The sequence below is a fragment of the Stenotrophomonas sp. SMYL8 genome, from assembly GCF_036320065.1.
GTDB classification, from domain to species: Bacteria; Pseudomonadota; Gammaproteobacteria; order Xanthomonadales; family Xanthomonadaceae; genus Stenotrophomonas; species Stenotrophomonas maltophilia_A.
On record NZ_JAWIRR010000014.1, the window covers coordinates 67,970 to 85,450 of the forward strand.

Annotated in this window: 11 protein-coding genes; 5 read left to right on the forward strand and 6 right to left on the reverse strand. The window is 67.1% G+C overall.

Features of this window, described 5'->3' with window-relative positions; translation table 11 throughout:
• Positions 1-427 precede the first annotated feature (427 nt).
• Positions 428-3,070, reverse strand: coding sequence for a PAS-domain containing protein (locus V3B25_RS12935; RefSeq protein WP_329810811.1), 2,643 nt, complete (start codon positions 3,068-3,070; stop codon positions 428-430).
• A 66-nt stretch (positions 3,071-3,136) separates the two neighbouring features.
• Complete coding sequence (locus V3B25_RS12940) at positions 3,137-4,306, reverse strand: porin (protein WP_049421782.1); 1,170 nt, start codon at positions 4,304-4,306, stop codon at positions 3,137-3,139.
• Between the two features lie 332 nt (positions 4,307-4,638).
• On the opposite strand from V3B25_RS12940, the gene V3B25_RS12945 reads away from it, so the two are divergent.
• Together V3B25_RS12945 and V3B25_RS12950 are read left to right on the forward strand one after the other, a co-directional pair.
• The gene (locus V3B25_RS12945; RefSeq protein WP_049398388.1) at positions 4,639-5,982 is read left to right on the forward strand and encodes a dicarboxylate/amino acid:cation symporter; all 1,344 of its coding nucleotides are present in this window, start codon (positions 4,639-4,641) and stop codon (positions 5,980-5,982) included.
• 230 nt (positions 5,983-6,212) lie between these two features.
• Complete coding sequence (locus V3B25_RS12950; RefSeq protein ID WP_032129106.1) at positions 6,213-8,504, forward strand: NADP-dependent malic enzyme; 2,292 nt, start codon at positions 6,213-6,215, stop codon at positions 8,502-8,504.
• 525 nt (positions 8,505-9,029) lie between these two features.
• Here V3B25_RS12950 and V3B25_RS12955 read toward each other — a convergent pair.
• From V3B25_RS12955 to V3B25_RS12970, 4 genes are all read right to left on the reverse strand, one after another.
• Complete coding sequence (locus V3B25_RS12955; RefSeq protein ID WP_154353323.1) at positions 9,030-9,173, reverse strand: hypothetical protein; 144 nt, start codon at positions 9,171-9,173, stop codon at positions 9,030-9,032.
• Positions 9,170-9,985 carry a hypothetical protein gene (locus tag V3B25_RS12960; RefSeq protein WP_049421781.1) on the reverse strand — a complete coding sequence of 272 codons (816 nt, stop codon included), beginning with the start codon at positions 9,983-9,985 and terminating at the stop codon, positions 9,170-9,172. The genes V3B25_RS12955 and V3B25_RS12960 overlap by 4 nt, the downstream gene beginning before the upstream one ends.
• 206 nt (positions 9,986-10,191) lie before the next feature.
• Positions 10,192-10,926, reverse strand: coding sequence for a basic secretory protein-like protein (locus tag V3B25_RS12965; protein ID WP_164080779.1), 735 nt, complete (start codon positions 10,924-10,926; stop codon positions 10,192-10,194).
• Positions 10,923-14,267, reverse strand: a complete 3,345-nt coding sequence (locus V3B25_RS12970) for a GH92 family glycosyl hydrolase (protein ID WP_329810812.1) — start codon at positions 14,265-14,267, stop codon at positions 10,923-10,925. Before V3B25_RS12970 ends, V3B25_RS12965 begins: the two co-directional genes overlap by 4 nt.
• Before the next feature lie 421 nt (positions 14,268-14,688).
• Here V3B25_RS12970 and V3B25_RS12975 point away from each other — a divergent pair, with 421 nt between their 5' ends.
• The 3 genes from V3B25_RS12975 to V3B25_RS12985 are packed head-to-tail and all read left to right on the forward strand — an operon-like array spanning position 14,689 to position 17,329.
• Positions 14,689-14,886 carry a zinc-finger domain-containing protein gene (locus V3B25_RS12975; protein WP_005410967.1) on the forward strand — a complete coding sequence of 66 codons (198 nt, stop codon included), beginning with the start codon at positions 14,689-14,691 and terminating at the stop codon, positions 14,884-14,886.
• A gap of 15 nt (positions 14,887-14,901) precedes the next feature.
• Positions 14,902-16,017, forward strand: a complete 1,116-nt coding sequence (locus V3B25_RS12980; RefSeq protein ID WP_201117284.1) for a glycosyltransferase — start codon at positions 14,902-14,904, stop codon at positions 16,015-16,017.
• Positions 15,998-17,329 (forward strand): O-antigen ligase family protein, encoded by a 1,332-nt coding sequence (locus V3B25_RS12985; protein WP_049421775.1) that lies wholly within the window; start codon positions 15,998-16,000, stop codon positions 17,327-17,329. Before V3B25_RS12980 ends, V3B25_RS12985 begins: the two co-directional genes overlap by 20 nt.
• Positions 17,330-17,481 lie beyond the last annotated feature (152 nt).

Genomic DNA, 17,481 nt, shown 5'->3' on the forward strand with positions numbered 1-17,481 from the left:
ACGCCCCTGCGCAGCCCACCTGCCCGGCCACGGACAGGTTCCGTGCGCATCCATCCACGGAAGAGAAAAGAACATCAAAAGCAAAGGCAGCCTGGCAGGCCGCCTTTTGTAGAGCCGAGCCCACGCTCGGCTGCTTTGCGGTCAGCCCGCGATGCCGAGCATGGGCTCGGCTCTACACGAGCAAGCGCAGCGCGCGACCGGCTTTTGTTCTTCTTTTTCTTCTCCGTGGGTGGCAGGCCACCGAAATCTGTCAGAGGCCGGTCGGGTTGGGTTCGCGGGGGTGTCAGCCGCATGGATGCGGCTGCCAAGCCTCCAGGGACGGATTCACGGCGTCCCCCGCGAACCCATCCCGACCGGCCCACCCACGGCTTCTGCTTTCCACGACCAATCAGGCACCACCCATGAGGGGCTGCGCCGTTGGCTGGAATCACCCGCGATGCCGGATCAACAACTGACTCATCAGCGCCCGCAGCGCCGGCGGCTTCACCGGCTTGGCCATCATTCCCCAACCACGCTCGGCAGCCATCTCACGCAATCCCGCATCGCGCTCGGCAGTGACCAGCACCACCGGCGGGCGGGCCTGCCACAGCTCTGCCAATGTCTCGTACAGCACCGGGCCGTGGTGGTCACCCATGCGCACATCCAGCAGCACCAGCTCCGGCACGGTTGTCGTCGTGGCCAACTGCAGCGCTGCCTGCGGGCCATCGGCCAGCAGCACCTCGCAGCCCCAGCGCTCCAGCAGCGCGCGGCTGGCCGCGCACACGTGCGGATCGTCATCGATCACCCACACACGGCGCCCTCGCAGCGGGTTGTCCGCCGCCGGTTCCTGCGCCAGCACCGGCGCGGGCGCGGTGGCGGGTATCGCGCTGGCGTCGCCGAACGGCACGCCCACCGCGAACACGCTGCCCTGGCCCAGCTGCGAGCGCAGCCGGATCGGATGTCCGAGCAGGCGGCCGATGCGGTCGACGATGGCCAGGCCGAGCCCGGCACCGCGCTGCTGGCCGTCGTGCAGGCGGCGGAATTCCTCGAAGATTTCGCCCTGCAGCGCATCGGGAATGCCGGGGCCCTGGTCGTGCACTTCGATCCACAGCAGGCCCTCGCGGCGGCGGCAGCCGAGCAGCACGCGGCCACGTTCGCTGTAGCGCAGTGCGTTGGACAGGAAATTCTGCAGGATGCGGCGCAGCAGCGCTTCATCGCTGACCACCACCGCATCGGTATCGACCCAGTCCACCACCAGGCCACGTGACTGCGCGGCGATGCCGAATTCGCGCGCCAGTGTCTGCAGCAGCGGCCCGAGCCGGAACGCCTGCACACGGGTCGGCAGGCTGCCCGATTCCAGCCGCGCGATATCCAGCAGGCTGTTGAGGATCGCATCCTGCGCGGCCAGTGCAGCGTCGATGTGATCGCTGGTCTGCTGTTGCGCCGGGTCGCTCAGCTTGCCGCGCAGCACCGAGACGAACATGCGTGCTGCGTTGAGCGGTTGCAGCAGGTCGTGCACGGCCGAGGCGACGAACCGGGTCTTGTAGCGGTTGGCCTGTTCGGCCTCGCGGCGTGCTTCGTCCAGGTCGTGGGTACGTTCGGCGATGCGGTGTTCCAGTGCATCGGCCAGCGAGCGCAGTTCGCGTGCAGCATTCTTGTAGCTGGTGATGTCGGCGTAGCTGGTGACGAAACCGCCGTCGGGCAGCGGGTTGCCGCGGATTTCCAGCACCGTACCGTCGTCCTTCTCACTTTCGCGCATGTGCGGACGGCCGCTGCGCAGGTGGTTGAGGCGACGCTCGATGGCCTCGTCGACCGGGCCGGGACCGAGCAGGCCACGGCGTGCGTTGAAGCGGAACAGTTCCTCGATGGGCCGCCCCACGCGCACCAGGTCCAGCGGGAAACGGAACAGTTCCAGGTAGCGCGAATTCCATGCGACCAGACGCAGGTCCCGGTCGATCACCACCACGCCCTGCGGCAGGTGTTCAAGGCTGCGGCTGAGGCCGCTGTCGGCATCGGTGGCGGCCTGCAGCAGGCCATCCTGTGCGGTGCGCAGTTCCTGTGCATGCTGCTTGAGCAGGGTTTCCAGCTCGCGGCGGCTGCGCAGGCGATGCTTGGCCAGGCGCCGGCGCTGCTGCACGAACAGCACCAGGAAGCCCAGCGCCAGCCACGCAGCACCTCCGGTAAGCGCGGCCGCACGGCCCGCGGCGGTGGCGGCACTGGCGTCGTGCAGCAGGTGAAGGTTCCAGTCTTCGGCCGGCAGCGCAAGGCTCTGCCACAGCATCGGCTGCGGCAATGCCGGATCCAGCAGGCGCACCATGCGGCCGCCATCGGCCAGTACATCCTCGGTACGTGCGCGCAGTGGCTGCAGGGTACGATCGGCGTACTGGCGGGCGTCCAGCATTTCGCGGCGCTCATCGGCGCCCAGCGGTCGCAGCAGGCGGTAGCGCCAGCTGTCACGGTTGGCCAGGAACACCACGTCGTGGTCGTCACTGGCCAGCACCACGTCAGGGCTGCTCAGCCACTCCTGCTCCAGTGCCGACAGCTCGACCTTGATCACCACCACGCCGAGCCGCTTGCCGTCTTCCTCGATGGCCTGCGACAGGTAGTAGCCGGGCACACCGGTGGTCATGCCGATGCCGTAGAAGCGGCCGCGGCCCTGGGCCAGCGCCTGGCGGTAATAGGGACGATAGCTGTAGTTCTCACCGACGTTGGTGGTCGGCTGGTCCCAGTTGCTCGCCGCCACCGCCACGCCATCGTGACCGACCAGGGTCAGGGTCGAGGCACGGGTGACTTCATTGGCGCGTTGCAGCTTGAGGTTCAGCCGCTGCCGTTCGGTGGGCGAGGGCTGCACACGCAGGGCGTGCAGAAGATCCGGATCCAGTGCCAGTACCTGCGGCAGCGTGCCGAAGCGGTCGATGCGCTGCTGCAGGCCCTGGCCATACAACTGCAGCTGGCGTTGTACCTGGCTGCTTTCCTCACCGAGGGCGCGCCGCCAGGCGTAGTGGCCGGCGGCGACCGCACACAGCACGGTGCCGCCGACCATCACCGCGATGGTCAGCAACAGCATCCGGTGGCGGCTGAGCCAGTACATGGCGGCAGTCTACGCAGGGCCGGCGGGCGTGGCGTACACGCCCGCCGGGATCTGACGTGGAAGGGGTCAGAAGTGCATCTGCGCGCGCAGTTCGAAGATCTCCGGCGTGCTGTGCACGCCGCGACGGCTGGCGTCGACCTTGACGTAGTTGGCCTGGAACTTGAAGTGGCTGGTCAGGTACCAGTTCGCACCCAGAGTGAGGTCGTGCTGGCGGCCGCCGAGGATGCTGCCATCGTCGAGGTCGAGGCGGCTGTAGCGGGCCACCAGTTCCACTGCGCCGTAGTCGTGCGCCGGCTTGATGTTGGCCACCGCACCGGCGTTGTACGGGCGCGATTCGCCGGTCAATACCCAGCTGGCCATCGCGTACTGGCCGCTGCCGGTGTAGTCGGGCTTGCCGTCATTGCGGGTGACCGTGGCGCGCAGGGCTTCGGCCTGCAGCGAGAACGGGCCGCGGATCCAGATGCCTTCCAGGCCGGTGCGGCGGATCTGGTCGGCGGTGACCAGCGCGCCGGAATCGACATAGCGGATGTCGGTCAGGCCGGCTTCCGGACGTGCGCGCAGGCGCGCGCTGGCCTCGTGGTGCACGTCGCGGCCATCGCTGTAACCGCGCGGATTTTCCTGCGAGTAGGCCAGGCCCAGGTGGATCACGTCACCCGGCGCCTTCACCGGGGTCCACACCGCACGCACGGCCTGGGTGGTGCCCGGGTTGTCACCCTGCAGGTCCTTGCCGCCATAGGCGCCGGCCTGCAGCAGGTACTGCGGGCGCTCAAGCACCCATTCCACACCCGTGCGGCGGCCAGCGTAGAAGGCCTGCACCGGCAGTGCGGTTTCCAGGAAGCTGCCGGCGCGCGAGGACGTGTTCGCGTCCAGGCCGACCGGGGTCTTCATGTAGCCGAAGCGGAAGCGGCCGATGTCGCGGCCGAAGAAGGCCTTGCTTTCGAAGCGCACGAACACGTCCAGCCAGGTATCGGACTGGAAGTCGTAATAGACCATCGCGTCGTAGACGCCCTTCTTCTTCAGCGTCGCACCGAACTCCTTGCGGCGCACGGCGTCGTCGTCCTCAAGGCCACTGCCCGAGGAGAAATCGTTGTAGTCGTAGGCGATGTTGGCGGTAGCGGCCAGCTCGGTGCCGTCGCCGAAGGCGTACTTGGTCGGCCAGTTGTCGAAATCGGCAGCCGAAGCGAAGGCGGGAAGCGCGGCCAGCGACAGGGCCAGCAAGGTGGGAATCGGGCGCATGTTGGGTGCGGCTCTCTCAGATTGCGTGTGGACAGGACAACAACGGCCGCAAGGGCCGGAACTTTCGCAATGACGCGCCCGGCCGTTCAGCTCGGGCCACCGGCCTCCCCTTGATCGGGCGGTGCGGCGCCAGTGTAGGCATCGCGGCCACCTGAACCGGGGGGCTAGTACCAATAGGTTATCTGCGCCAGCGTGCCCGGCGCGTACAAAGGCGTCCATTGGTCGCACCCCCTGCGCGTGCTGCACAGGGCCTGCGGTCAGTTTCCACGGTAACGGTTCCCGTGCAGTCCCGGGGCCGTACGTGCCTGAAAACGCCCCTTCCGGAGTCCGCCATGCACATCCCGACCGCAGCACCGGTGCCTGCAAAGCCGTTGCCGATCTATCGCCAGCTGTACTTCCAGGTGATCGTGGCGATCGTCCTGGGCGCCATCCTCGGCCACTACGAACCGTTGATCGGCGAGAAGATGAAGCCGCTCGGCGATGCCTTCATCAACCTGGTGAAGATGATCATCGCACCGGTGATCTTCCTGACCATCGTCACCGGCATCGCCGGCATGACCCACCTGCGCACGGTGGGCCGCGTATTCGCCAAGGCGATGGCGTACTTCCTGTTCTTCTCCACGCTGGCGCTGATCGTCGGCATGATCGTGGCGCACGTGGTGCAGCCCGGCGCCGGCATGAACATCAACCCGGCCGAGCTGGACCAGACCGCGGTGCACAGCTACGTCGAGAAGTCGCATGACCTGACCCTGGTCGGCTTCCTGATGGACATCATCCCGAAGACGCTGCTCAGCGCGTTCGTCGATGGCAACATCCTGCAGGTGCTGTTCGTGGCCGTGCTGTTCGGCATCGCGCTGGCATCGGTGGGCGAGAAGGGCAAGCCGATCGTGAACTTCCTGGAGGCGCTGGTCGCCCCGGTGTTCAAGCTGGTGCACATCCTGATGAAGGCCGCGCCGATCGGTGCCTTCGGCGCAATCGCCTTCACCATCGGCAAGTACGGTGTTGGCTCGCTGATCAACCTGGCCTGGCTGGTGGGTTCGTTCTACCTCACCGCCTTCCTGTTCGTGGCGGTCATCCTGGGCCTGGTCTGCCGCCTGTGCGGCTTCTCGGTGTTCAAGCTGGCGCGCTACCTGAAGGCCGAACTGCTGCTGGTGCTGGGCACCTCCTCGTCGGAGTCGGCGCTGCCGTCGCTGATGGAGAAGATGGAACGCGCCGGCTGCAGCAAGTCGGTGGTGGGCCTGGTGGTCCCGACCGGCTACTCGTTCAACCTGGACGGCACCAACATCTACATGACGCTGGCGGCGCTGTTCATCGCCCAGGCCACCAACACCGAACTGACCCTGGGCCATCAGATTGCCCTGCTGCTGGTCGCCATGCTCAGCTCCAAGGGCGCGGCCGGCGTCACCGGCGCCGGCTTCATCACCCTGGCCGCCACCCTGGCCGTGGTGCCGGAGGTGCCGGTGGCCGGCATGGCGCTGATCCTGGGCGTGGACCGCTTCATGAGCGAATGCCGCTCGCTGACCAACTTCATCGGCAATGCCGTGGCCACGGTGGTGGTCTCGCGCTGGGAGGGGGCGCTGGACCGCAACCGCCTGAAGCTGGCGCTGGATGGCCGCGAAAGCGAACTGCCGCCGCTGATCGATGCCGTGCCCGAGGCGCTGCCGGCCAGGGGCTGATCCAGGTGTGTGGTACCGCGGGGCCGATCACGACAGTGGTACGGCCCCGCGGCGTTTCAAGGCGTCCCATGGCTGTCATGGGACGCACCAAAGCTGGTGTCGCGGTACCGTCGCATACGGCACGGAATTGTGCGGTCGCAGCATGCCTGCGACAGGATAGCGACAGGTCCAGACGCTCCAACGGGGGTATCATCCCCTGTCCCTTCTGCCCATTCATGTAACCCACATCGATGTCCAACGAAGATTTCAAACAGGCCGCCCTCGATTACCACCGGATGTCCCCGCCGGGCAAGATCAAGGTTTCCGCTACCAAGCCCATGCTGACCCAGCGCGACCTGTCGCTGGCGTATTCGCCGGGCGTGGCGTACGCCTGTGAAGCGATCAAGGCCGACCCGCAGCAGGCCAGCGAGCTGACCGCCCGCGGCAACCTGGTGGCGGTGATCTCCAACGGCACCGCGGTGCTGGGCCTGGGCAACATCGGCGCGCTGGCCGGCAAGCCGGTGATGGAAGGCAAGGGTGTGCTGTTCCAGAAGTTCGCCGGCATCGATGTGTTCGACATCGAAGTGGATGAAACCGACCCGGACAAGCTGGTCGACATCATCGCCTCGCTGGAGCCGACCTTCGGCGGCATCAACCTGGAAGACATCAAGGCGCCGGAATGCTTCGTGGTCGAGCGCAAGCTGCGCGAGCGCATGAAGATCCCGGTGTTCCATGACGACCAGCACGGCACGGCGATCATCGTCGGCGCAGCGGTGCTCAACGCCATGGCGATCACCGGCAAGAAGATCGAGGAAGTGAAGCTGGCGACCACGGGCATGGGCGCGGCCGGCATTTCCTGCGTGAACATGCTGGTGCAGCTGGGCCTGAAGCCGGAGAACATCCTGGCCTTCGACCGCGAGGGCGTGATCCACACCGGTCGTACCGACCTGGACCCGGAAAAGCAGCGCTATGCGCGCGACACCGACAAGCGCACCCTGGCCGAGATCGTCGACGGCGCGGACATCTTCCTGGGCCTGTCGGCGCCGGGCATCCTGACTGCCGACATGGTCAAGACCATGGCGCCGGATCCGGTGATCTTCGCGCTGGCCAACCCGACCCCGGAAATCATGCCGGAACTGGCGCGCGCCGCCCGTCCGGACGCGATCATCGGCACCGGCCGTTCGGACTACCCGAACCAGGTCAACAACGTGCTGTGCTTCCCGTACCTGTTCCGTGGTGCGCTGGACGTGGGCGCGACCGCGATCAACGAGGAAATGAAGATCGCCTGCGTGCGCGCCATCGCGGCGCTGGCGCGTCGTGCGGCCACCGACATGGGTTCGGCCTATGGCGGCGAGACCCCGAGCTTCGGTCGTGAATACCTGATCCCGCGCCCGTTCGACCGCCGCCTGCTGGTGGAGCTGTCGGCCGCCGTGGCCCAGGCCGCGATGGACTCGGGCGTGGCCTCGCGCCCGATCGACGACATGGGCGCTTACCGCGACAAGCTGGCCCAGTTCGTCTACCGCACCAGCCTGATGATGAAGCCGGTCTACGACCGCGCGCGCAGCGACAAGCAGCGCGTTGTGTATGCCGAGGGCGAAGAGGAAGTGGTGCTGCAGGCGGTGCAGAACGTGGTCGATGACGGCCTGGCGCACCCGATCCTGATCGGCCGCCCGGAAGTGATCGAGTCGCGCATCGAGCGCCTCGGCCTGCGCCTGAAGATCGGCGAGAACGTTGAAGTCACCAACATCAACGACGACCCGCGCTTCAACGAGTACTGGCAGTACTACCACGGCCTGACCGGCCGTCGTGGCGTGACCGTGGCCGCGGCGAAGAACCTGATGCGTTCGCGCCCGACCCTGATCGCTGCAGTGATGGTGGCCCGTGGCGAAGCCGATGCGATGCTGACCGGCATCGTCGGCCGTTTCCACAAGAAGCTGGGCTACGTGCGCAGCGTGCTGCCGCTGGAGCCGAAGGTCACCTCGACCTCGGCGATGACCGGCGTGATCAACCAGCAGGGCGTGTTCTTCTTCGTCGATACCCACGTGCAGGAAGACCCGACCGCCGAGCAGCTGTGCGAAGCGACCCTGCAGGCGGCCTACCGCATGAAGCTGTTCGGCATCGAGCCGAAGGTGGCGCTGCTGTCGCACTCCAACTTCGGCAGCCACGATTCGAAGGACGCGCTGAAGATGCGCCAGGTGCGCGAGCTGCTGCTCAAGCGCAACCCGCGTCTGAACGTGGACGGCGAAATGCAGGGTGACACCGCATGGGACGAAGCGCTGCGCCAGAAGCTGCTGCCGGGCTCGACCCTGCAGGGTCGCGCCAACCTGTTCGTGCTGCCGAACCTGGAAGCGGCCAACATCGCCTACAACCTGGTGCGTGTGTTCACCGACGGCGTGGCGATCGGCCCGATCCTGATGGGCGTGAACAAGCCGGTGCATATCCTGACCACCAGCGCGACCTCGCGCAGGATCCTGAACATGACCGCCATTGCGGCGGTGGATGCGCAGATCCGCAAGCAGCTGGAAGCGGAAAAGAAGGCGTAAGCCTTCTTTCCAGCGTCAGCTGCAGAAGCGCGCCCCCCAGGGCGCGTTTCTGTTTCCGCAAAGCGGAAACGGGTAGTGCCGGCCGCTGACCAGCAACCGCAATCATGTCCACCACCACCGCAGCCGGCCAGCGGCCGGCTCTACCGCCCGCCGGCCTGTGCCACACGCGCTACGCCGCCCGGTCATGTCCCTGCAACGCCGTTGCGGCCCAATACGCCCACGCGGCCCGGCCGTGGGAAGGGACCGGACCGGCCTTCCCACCCTGGGCCCGACCAACTTTTCATGGGCGAGGGTGTCATGCGCAATCGAGTGACGCGGCGGTACTTCCAGCAGCTGTTCGCGCTCTACGCCGGCTTCGTGCGGTCGCGCTGAGGCAGCGATGTGGTAGCGCCGGGCCATGCCCGGCGAGCGCGCAGCGTGGCGAATCAGGCATTTCGCCGGGTGTGGCCTGGCGCTACTGAGCGAACGTGGCAACCAAGGTGTGCCGCAGTGGTAGCTATTGAGCTACCGAAACATCTCCGATGGTCACCCTTCCTCCGCCACCATATCCCCGGCTACATTGCAGGCCTTGCCGCAGTAGAATTTCCCAACCGACGCTGCGATTGCTGTGCCACCCAGGCACGCGACCACGATCATCAACCAGCGATTGTGTTTCAGCTTTCCGTTCATTTCATTTCTCCTTTTCTTCGACTCGATATCTCGATATGCCATCGGTTCGATTCCCGTTGCTGGTCCGGTGAGAGTTGGCTCCAGAGCCGCTCGGCATAGCGAAGCCCCTTGCCGCCACTGGCCTGGCTGAATGCGCGCGCATAGGCGTGTGCGCGTGCTGCATCGCGAGGCACATGCAGACCATCCTCAAAGGTGGCCGCAAGATGCATCAGGGCATTGCTGTCACCCGAGTCCGCGGCTTCGTTGAGGAATCTCACTGTCGCTTCCTTGAATCGCTTGACGAGCTCTTCATCGAACATGGAGTGCTCATCGTCGAACTGATGAGACGCCAGTCCCGAGAACATCAATTTCGCAGTGGAGTCGCCGTCTGACGCCGCGTAGTAGGCGAGGTCATAGATGGAGTGTTCTGATTCAAGAGCGGAGCAGTCTGAGTCACCCAGAACGTTTTCCCGGAACTCACGCTGCTGGTCGGGAGTCAGTCCCGTCGGAATGTCTGTTTCCGCCAAGCTTGCGGCGTTTGTGCAACGCGCTATGTCCTGCGCCAGCAGAAGGGCCTGCTGGGGCGACAACTTTCGGCGAATTGCAATCAACTGAGTCACGGCGGCGGCAACGCTTGTGGCCTGCGTCGTCTCGATCGCAGCATCTTTTCCGTTGATACGAACCCGTACGGTCTGCTGCTCTTGGGGGGCAACAGCGAGAACGCTCGGCGTGTTGCTTCTCGTCCAGATCGCGGTCGTGATCAGTGCAATGGCTGCTCCTGTCACCAGCACAACGACCGCTTTGCGCCTACCGACCTTGGTTCTGATTTTCATGCAAGCAAGGTTAGCGACCCTCGCTCAGTCACGATGTCGGTTGCTGCCGCGTGCTGTTGTGAACAGGCGCCTATCCGACTTGTCGGATTACTCCGCGTGAGATCGTAATGAGATCCCGTTGGGCAGGTCATGCCGGGCCATGCCAGGCGGGCGCGCAGCGCGGCGAAACAGGCGTTTCGCCGGGCAAGCCACGGTGCTACCTGCGGTCAGCGCTTGCCGCGCCGTGCCGGCGGCGGTGCGTCCGAACGCGGCTTGGCGTACTGGGCCCACAACGCCGGCAGTGCCTTGCCGGTGTGCTTCTGCCACAGCGCCGGTGCATAGCGGCCGTCGCGCAGGGCCTTGTCCAGTGCCAGCACCAGGCCGGGATGCTCCGCCTCCGCCCACTTCAGGAACGCACCGGTCACCCGGTAGCCGCTGTCGACGTTCTGCCCCTTCTCGACCTTCACCGGCAATGCCCAGCCAGCGGCGGCGTTGTCCATGCCGTAGCGGTCGCGCGCGTAGTCGGCGATGCCTTCCACCAGCCAGCCCGGTACCCGTGCATCGCCGTAGCCGGGATACCCCTGCACGATGTGCATCGCCTCGTGGGTGACCAGGTCGATGTCGTTCGGATGCTGCGCCAGCCAACCCGGATTGATGGTGATCGTCGCTGCCTGGTCCTTGTCGCCGACGAAGGCGATGCCGGTGTAGGCCGGATCGATCACGATGCGCACCATTGACGGCGCAGCGGGATGGAAGTCCGCACGTTCGCGCAGGTACGCGAAGAAGAACGTATCGATCACCCGCTTGCGCTGCGGTGCGGCCAGGGCGCCACGGGCGTCCTGGTAGTTCAGCGTCACGCCGTCGCGGGTCAGCTGCGTATCGAACGCCTGGGTCTGGCCGAAGCTTGAGAAGGACAGGGCAACAAGGGCCAGAGGCAGTAGACGGAAGCGCATGCAGCTCATTGTACGGTGCCGGCCGCCAGCAGTTCGATCTCCGCCAGCGGCAGCCGTGCCGGTGCCGCCAGGCGCAGGCGGTACTCGCTGTAACGACCGGGTTTGGCGATGCGGAACGGACGGGTCTGGCGGGCGGATTCGAAGTCTTCGCCGCTGCGCTGGTCGAGCACGGCCCAGCTGCCGCCGCCGTTGCGCGCCTCCAGCGTCCACTCACCGCCCTGGATGCGGCCGTCACCGCTGGTCAGCGTGTACATCGTCGGGGTGCCCTCGGCCAGACCGGTCAGCGCGATGGTTGCACCGGCGCCCAGACCCACCGTGGTGCCGGCATCGTCATCGACCAGCGCGGGCAGGGCACGGCCATCGGCCAGCGTCGCCTTCGCGCCGCTGCCGAGCAGGTCGTGCAGCAGCTGCGGGTGCTGGCCGCGCGCGGTCAACGAGCGCGGCACATCGTCCACGCCGCTGCCCCAGCGCGAGGGGCGGGGTCCCATCACGAAGTCGAGGGTCGCGCCCTTGGCGATCAGGTCGTGCGGCACCCAGGTCTTCGTCCACGGCGTACCGTTGATCTTCAGCGACTGCACGTAGACGTTCTCACGCGAGTTGTTGGCCGCGTTCACGGAAAGCACCGCACCACCCTGCAGCTCCACCCGTGCATGCTCGAATGCCGGCGAGCCGATCACGTACTCCGGGGCGCCCATGCGCAGCGGGTACAGGCCCAGCGAGGCCAGTACGTACCATGCCGAGGTTTCACCGTTGTCCTCATCGCCCGGGTAGCCCTGGCCGATCTCGCTGCCGACGTACAACCGCGACAGGATCTCGCGCACGTGCTGCTGGGTCTTCCACGGCTGCCCGGCGTACAGGTACATCCACGGGATGTGGTGCGCCGGCTGGTTGCTGTGCGCATACATGCCCATGCGCACGTCGCGGGCTTCGGTCATCTCGTGGATGGTGCCGCCGTAGGAGCCGGCCAGTGCCGGGTCCGCGGTTTCAGGTGTGGCGAAGAAGGTATCCAGCTTCGCCGCCAGCTTTTCGCGGCCGCCATACAACGCGGCCAGGCCTTCGCCGTCATGGGCGGCGGTGAAGGCGAAGGTCCAGCCATTGGATTCGGTGTAGTCGTGGCCCCACACGCGCGGATCGTAGGCCTTTGCGTCCACGCGCCAGCGACCATCGGCCTTGCGGCCCTGGAAGAAGCCTGCCGCCGGATCGAACATCGTCGCGTAACTGGCGGCGCGATGGCGGAAGTAGTCGGCCTCGGTGCTGTAGCGCTCGCGTGCGGCGGGCGCGGTCGCGCGCTTGGCCAGGGCATCGGCCATGTTGGCGATGCCAAAGTCATTGAGTGCGCCTTCCATCGTCCACGACATGCCTTCGTGCACGTCGGCACTGGCATAGCCGCGGAAGGTCGAACGGTTCATGCCTTTGCGGCCGACATGGCGGTCCGGCGGCACCACGGTCGCGTTCTTCAGCGCGGCGGCATAGGCCTCGGCCGGATCGAAACCGCCGACGCCCTTCAGCCATGCATCGGCGAAGGCCACATCGGAGCTGGTGCCGACCATCAGATCGGCGTAGCCCGGCGACGACCAGCGTGCGATCCAGCCGCCGGCGCGGTACTGCTCGATGAAGCCCTGCACCAGCTGCCCGGCATCGTCGGGCGTGAACAGCGCATAGGCCGGCCAGGTGGTGCGGAAGGTGTCCCAGAAGCCGTTGTTGACGAACACCTTGCCGTCGCGCACGGCGGCATAGCTGCGGGTCGCGCTGCCCTCGGTGTTGTCATCGCTGGCGCTGGCCTGGTTGGCGTAGCGCCACTCCGGTGCGGCGGCGCTGCCCACGTTCTCATGGCCGGAATTGGGGTACAGGAACAGCCGGTACAGGCTGGAGTACAGCGTGGTCTTCTGGTCGTCGCTGGCATCGCCGATGTCGAAACGGGCCAGGCGCGCATCCCATGCATCCTGGGCACGGCCGGCCACGCTTTCCAGCGTATCGGCTGCGGCCATTTCCAGGGCCAGGTTGTGCCGTGCCTGCTCCACCGAGATCAGCGAGGTGGCGATGCGCATGGTCACCCGCCGGTCGCTGCCGGCATCGAATTTGATGTAACCGGTCGGTCGGCCGGTGTTGAGGCGCCCACTGCTGCGCCACGGCCTGTCGAAGCTGGCCACCACGTACATGCGACTGGCGCCGTTGGACAGGCCGCTGCGCGTATCGGTGTAGCCGGACAGTGTCTGCGTGGCAGCGTCCAGGGTCAGGCCACCGCGTGCATCGACATTGTCGAACAGCAGGTTGGCGTCGCCGCCCTCGGGGAACTCGAAGCGGAACAGCGCGGCATGATCGGTCGGCGCGATGGCGGCCGCGATGCCGTTGTCGAAGCGCACGTCGTAGCGATACGGGCGCGCGCTTTCATGGCTGCGCTCGAATGACAGCGCGCGCTTGCGACGGTCGGCCTCCGGCACGCCACGGCTGGCCGAGGGCATCACCTGGAAGGTCTGGCGGTCGCCCATCCACGGGCTGGGCTGATGGCTCAGCGCAAGCGCCTGCAGCTGCGGGCGGTTCTGTGCGTCGTTCTGTTCGTTCCAGCGGTACAGCCAGTTCAGTGCGCCAGCATCGGTCACCGGGGTCCAGAAGTTGAATCCGTGCGGTACCGCGGTGGCCGGGAAATTGTTGCCGCGCGAGAAGGTGCCGTTGGCCTGGGTGCCACGGGTGGTCAGCACCCAGTCGGAGACGCGCGCTGGCTGCTGACGTGGCACTGTGTCCAGGCGCACGTCATCGATCCAGCCCGAGACCGGTGCACCGTCGGCACTGGCCACGTCCAGTTCGATCGCCAGCACGCGGCGGCCCTTCAGCGCGGGCACGTCGCCCAGCCGCACCGCCTTGCGCGCCCACTGCTGCGGATACAGCGTCTTCGAATCGCCCTGCGCGCGCGCACCGATGGCCACGCCATGCTGGTCGCGTGCAGCGCTGGCCGAAACGCGGCTGCCATCGTCCAGCAGCAGGTCCAGTGACACATAGGTCGAGGCCACGGTGTCCTTGCCGACGATCTCCGGCAGCACCAGCCACGACAGGGTGGTATCGGCCTCGATGGTCATGTCCGCCTTGAACAGCTCGCGTCGCGCGCTGCCGCCTTCGCTGCTGTAGCGCAGTGCATGCAGGCCGCTGTAGCCCGCATTGCGCTTGGCGGCGTAAGGCGCAGCAGGGCCGTTGCCGATCGTGACCTGCAGTGCGCCTGCGGCCGGTGCCGGAGCCGGCTGGCCCGGTTCGAACGAGGTCTGCAGTCCCTGTGCCCGCACCGGCATCGCGGTAGTCGCACAGGCCAGGGCCAGGGCGAGCGGGAGCAGGGCGCGGCGTGGATCGGACAGGGTCATGCAGGGGTCTCCCGGAAGGGCAGGCGGCGGGCAGAACCCGCATCGGCGGACACCACGGACAGCATCGCTCCGCCCGCCGGGATGGCAGTGGAAGAAGCGATGCCGGTCCGGTGGGGGCGGGCCATGCGATCGGGTCGGATTGGAGTGGGCCGGTTTACGACCTGGCCCGATCCTGCAACAGCCGTGGCAACCTGACAAGTGCCATTTAGTTCGATCCAAATGCGGGAAATATCGTTGTAGGCGGATTTTCGGCGTGAACCTGCAGGATCGATCGGGAATTTCCACCGGCACCCCGTCCCGAGGTGGCATGCAGGGCCGCAGGGAATCGGCCCGGTACGCGCAAAGACCCGTTGCGGCGCAATGTCGGGGCGGCCCAGATGCTAGAATCACAGGCCTCGCAACCCGTTCATCGACATCCGCCATGAGCCATACCGCCACCGCGCCCGCCAACGCCGAGAAGCGCTACACCGTGCACCGCAGCGATCTGCCGCTGAGCTGCCCGACCCCGGAAATGGCGCTGTGGAACTCGCATCCGCGCGTGTACCTGCCGATCGAAGACGAGCCCAACGGCGAAGCGCAGTGCCCGTACTGCGGTTCCGTGTTCGTGCTGGCCGACTAAGCGGCCGCCCCTTCGATGCGCCGATTGACCGTGGTGCAGTTGCTGCCGGCGCTGCACTCCGGCGGTGTCGAGCGCTCGACCCTGGAAATTGCTGCGGCCCTGGTCGCTGCCGGCCATCGTGCGCTGGTGGTCTCCGCCGGTGGCCGCCTGGTGCAGCCGCTGCTCGATAGCGGTGCCGAGCACCTCACCCTTGATATCGGCCGCAAATCGCTGCTGACCCTGCGCCACCTGCCGACCCTGCGCCGCCTGTTCGCTGAAGTTGGCGCCGACATCGTGCATGCCCGTTCGCGGCTGCCGGCCTGGCTGGGCCTGTACGCGATCCGCGCGATGCCTGCCGCACAGCGCCCGCATTGGGTGACCACCGTGCACGGGTTGAACTCGCCCAGCCGCTACAGCGCAGTGATGACCAGCGGTGAACGCGTGATCTGCGTGTCCAATACCGTGCGCGACTATGTGCAGCGGCACTACCCCACGGTTCCCGAAGCGAGGCTGCAGGTGATTCCGCGCGGCGTCGATGTCGCACAGTTTCCCCGCGTGGCCCGCGCCGACCGTCGGCCACGACTGGCGCTGGCAGCCGATTACCCGTGGCTGGCGCAGGTTGAGGGCCCGCTGCTGCTGCTGCCGGGGCGGGGCACCCGGCTGAAGGGGCATGCTCATGCGCTGCAGTTGCTGGCGGATGTGCGCGCGGCCGGTGTGCCGGCACAGCTGTGGATGCTGGGCACCGATGAACCCGGCCGTGAAGCCTACGTGGCCGACCTGCGCCGGCAGGCGACTGCTTTGGGCGTGACCGACGCCGTGCAGATCAGCACGCCGACCGCGCGCATCGCCCAGGCCTATGCGGCCAGCGATCTGGTGCTGCAGCTTTCGGACAAGCCCGAAGCGTTCGGCCGCACCGTGGTCGAAGCGTTGTCGGTCGGTCGCCCGGTACTGGGCTGGGACCATGGCGGCGTCGGCGAACTGCTGCAGCAGCTGCAGCCGGCCGGCGCCGTGCCGCTGGGCGATGCACGGGCGCTGGGTGAACGTGCGCTGGCCCTGCTGGCGCAGCCGCCGTCCTTGCCGACCCGCATCCCGTTTACCCTGCAGGCCATGCAGCGCGACACCCTCCGCCTCTATGCCGACCTCGCCGGCTGACCCCGCAACCCTCGTGCGCGAGGACCGCGCCGGACGCTGGGCGCCGTGGTGGGTGCTGGCCTACGTGGCGCTGTGGCCGTTGCCGGGCATCGCTGAAACCGTGCTGGGTCTTGGTGCGCTCTATGCCGCGGTGCGCATGATCATGCGCCGCCTGCAGCGCCGCCCGCACCTGCTGACACCCGCCGCGTGGGCGCTGACCTCGATCCTGTTCCTCGGTTACTGGCTGCCGCAGGCGTTCTCCGCCTTCGATGCGATCGATCCGGCGGCGTCGTGGACCAAGGCGGCCGCCGGCCTGCGCTACCTGCCCTTCATGTGGCTGGTGGCGATCGCCGTGGCCACGCCGGAACGCCGGCGGCTGACCTTCGGTGGCCTCGCATTGATTACCGCTGCGTGGACGCTGGATGCACTGGTGCAGGCGGTTGTGGGTACCAGTCCGTGGTTCTGGTCACTTGAGCAGCTGAAGTTTGCAGTAAGCGGTCACGCGTTGTGCCCGGCCAGCGAGGCAGCATGGGTCGATCGCCTCAGTGGCGCGCTGGGGCCGTGCAACCTGAAGTTCGGCCAGGTCCTGGCCAGCCTCTCACCGTTCCTGTTGCTGCCGCTGGCGCGCCGCTTCGGCAATCCAGGGTGGGTCCTGGCTGCGGCGGCGCTGGGCTGCGTGCTGCTGCTGGCCGGCTCGCGCGCGTCGTGGATCACCTTCGCGCTGGTGCTGGCCTACAGCGGCGTGCGCCAGTTCGGCTGGAAGCGGTTGGTGCTGCTGGGGCTGGTCGCTGTCCTCGGAGCGGGTGTGCTGACCGCCAGCGTGCCGCAGCTGCGTGAGCGCTTCGCACGTACGGCGATGGCCTGGGAGGGGAGCGAACGCGGTGTCGACGAGGCGTTGTCGGGGCGCGCGCGGATCTGGGACGCCGCGGCCTGCATGATTGAAGAGCACCCGATCAACGGGGTCGGCGCGCGCGGTTTCCGCGATGCCTATCCGGCCTGCGTGTCTGGCGACGAACCGGCGGTGTGGGGCGATGCCCCGGCGTTGCATGCCCATCAGATCGTGCTGGAGATCCTGGCGGAAACCGGTGTGCTCGGCCTGCTGCTGTGGTTGGCTGCGGTGGCCCAGGCCTGGCGGGCCTGGCGATATGCACCGGCCGCCGCCCGTGAGCGTGCGCGCCCGGCGATGCTGGCGCTGGCGGTCACCGTATTCCCGCTCAATACCCATCTGGCGTTCTATTCCGCGTTCTGGGGGGGCCTGACGGTGATGCTGGCCGCGTTGTTCGCCGGCAGCCTGTTGGCCCGCGAAACGGACGACACGCCGACGGTGGTGTGATCGTCCATCCACGCATGGCGTGGCTCTACTCCGTACCGAACAAACGTCCCCATGGTGGATCCACGCCATGGCGTGCATGGGGCGGTCACCGAACGAACGTCGCCGTAGTAGATCCACGCCATGCGTGGATGGGGCTTTACCGACGCAAACAC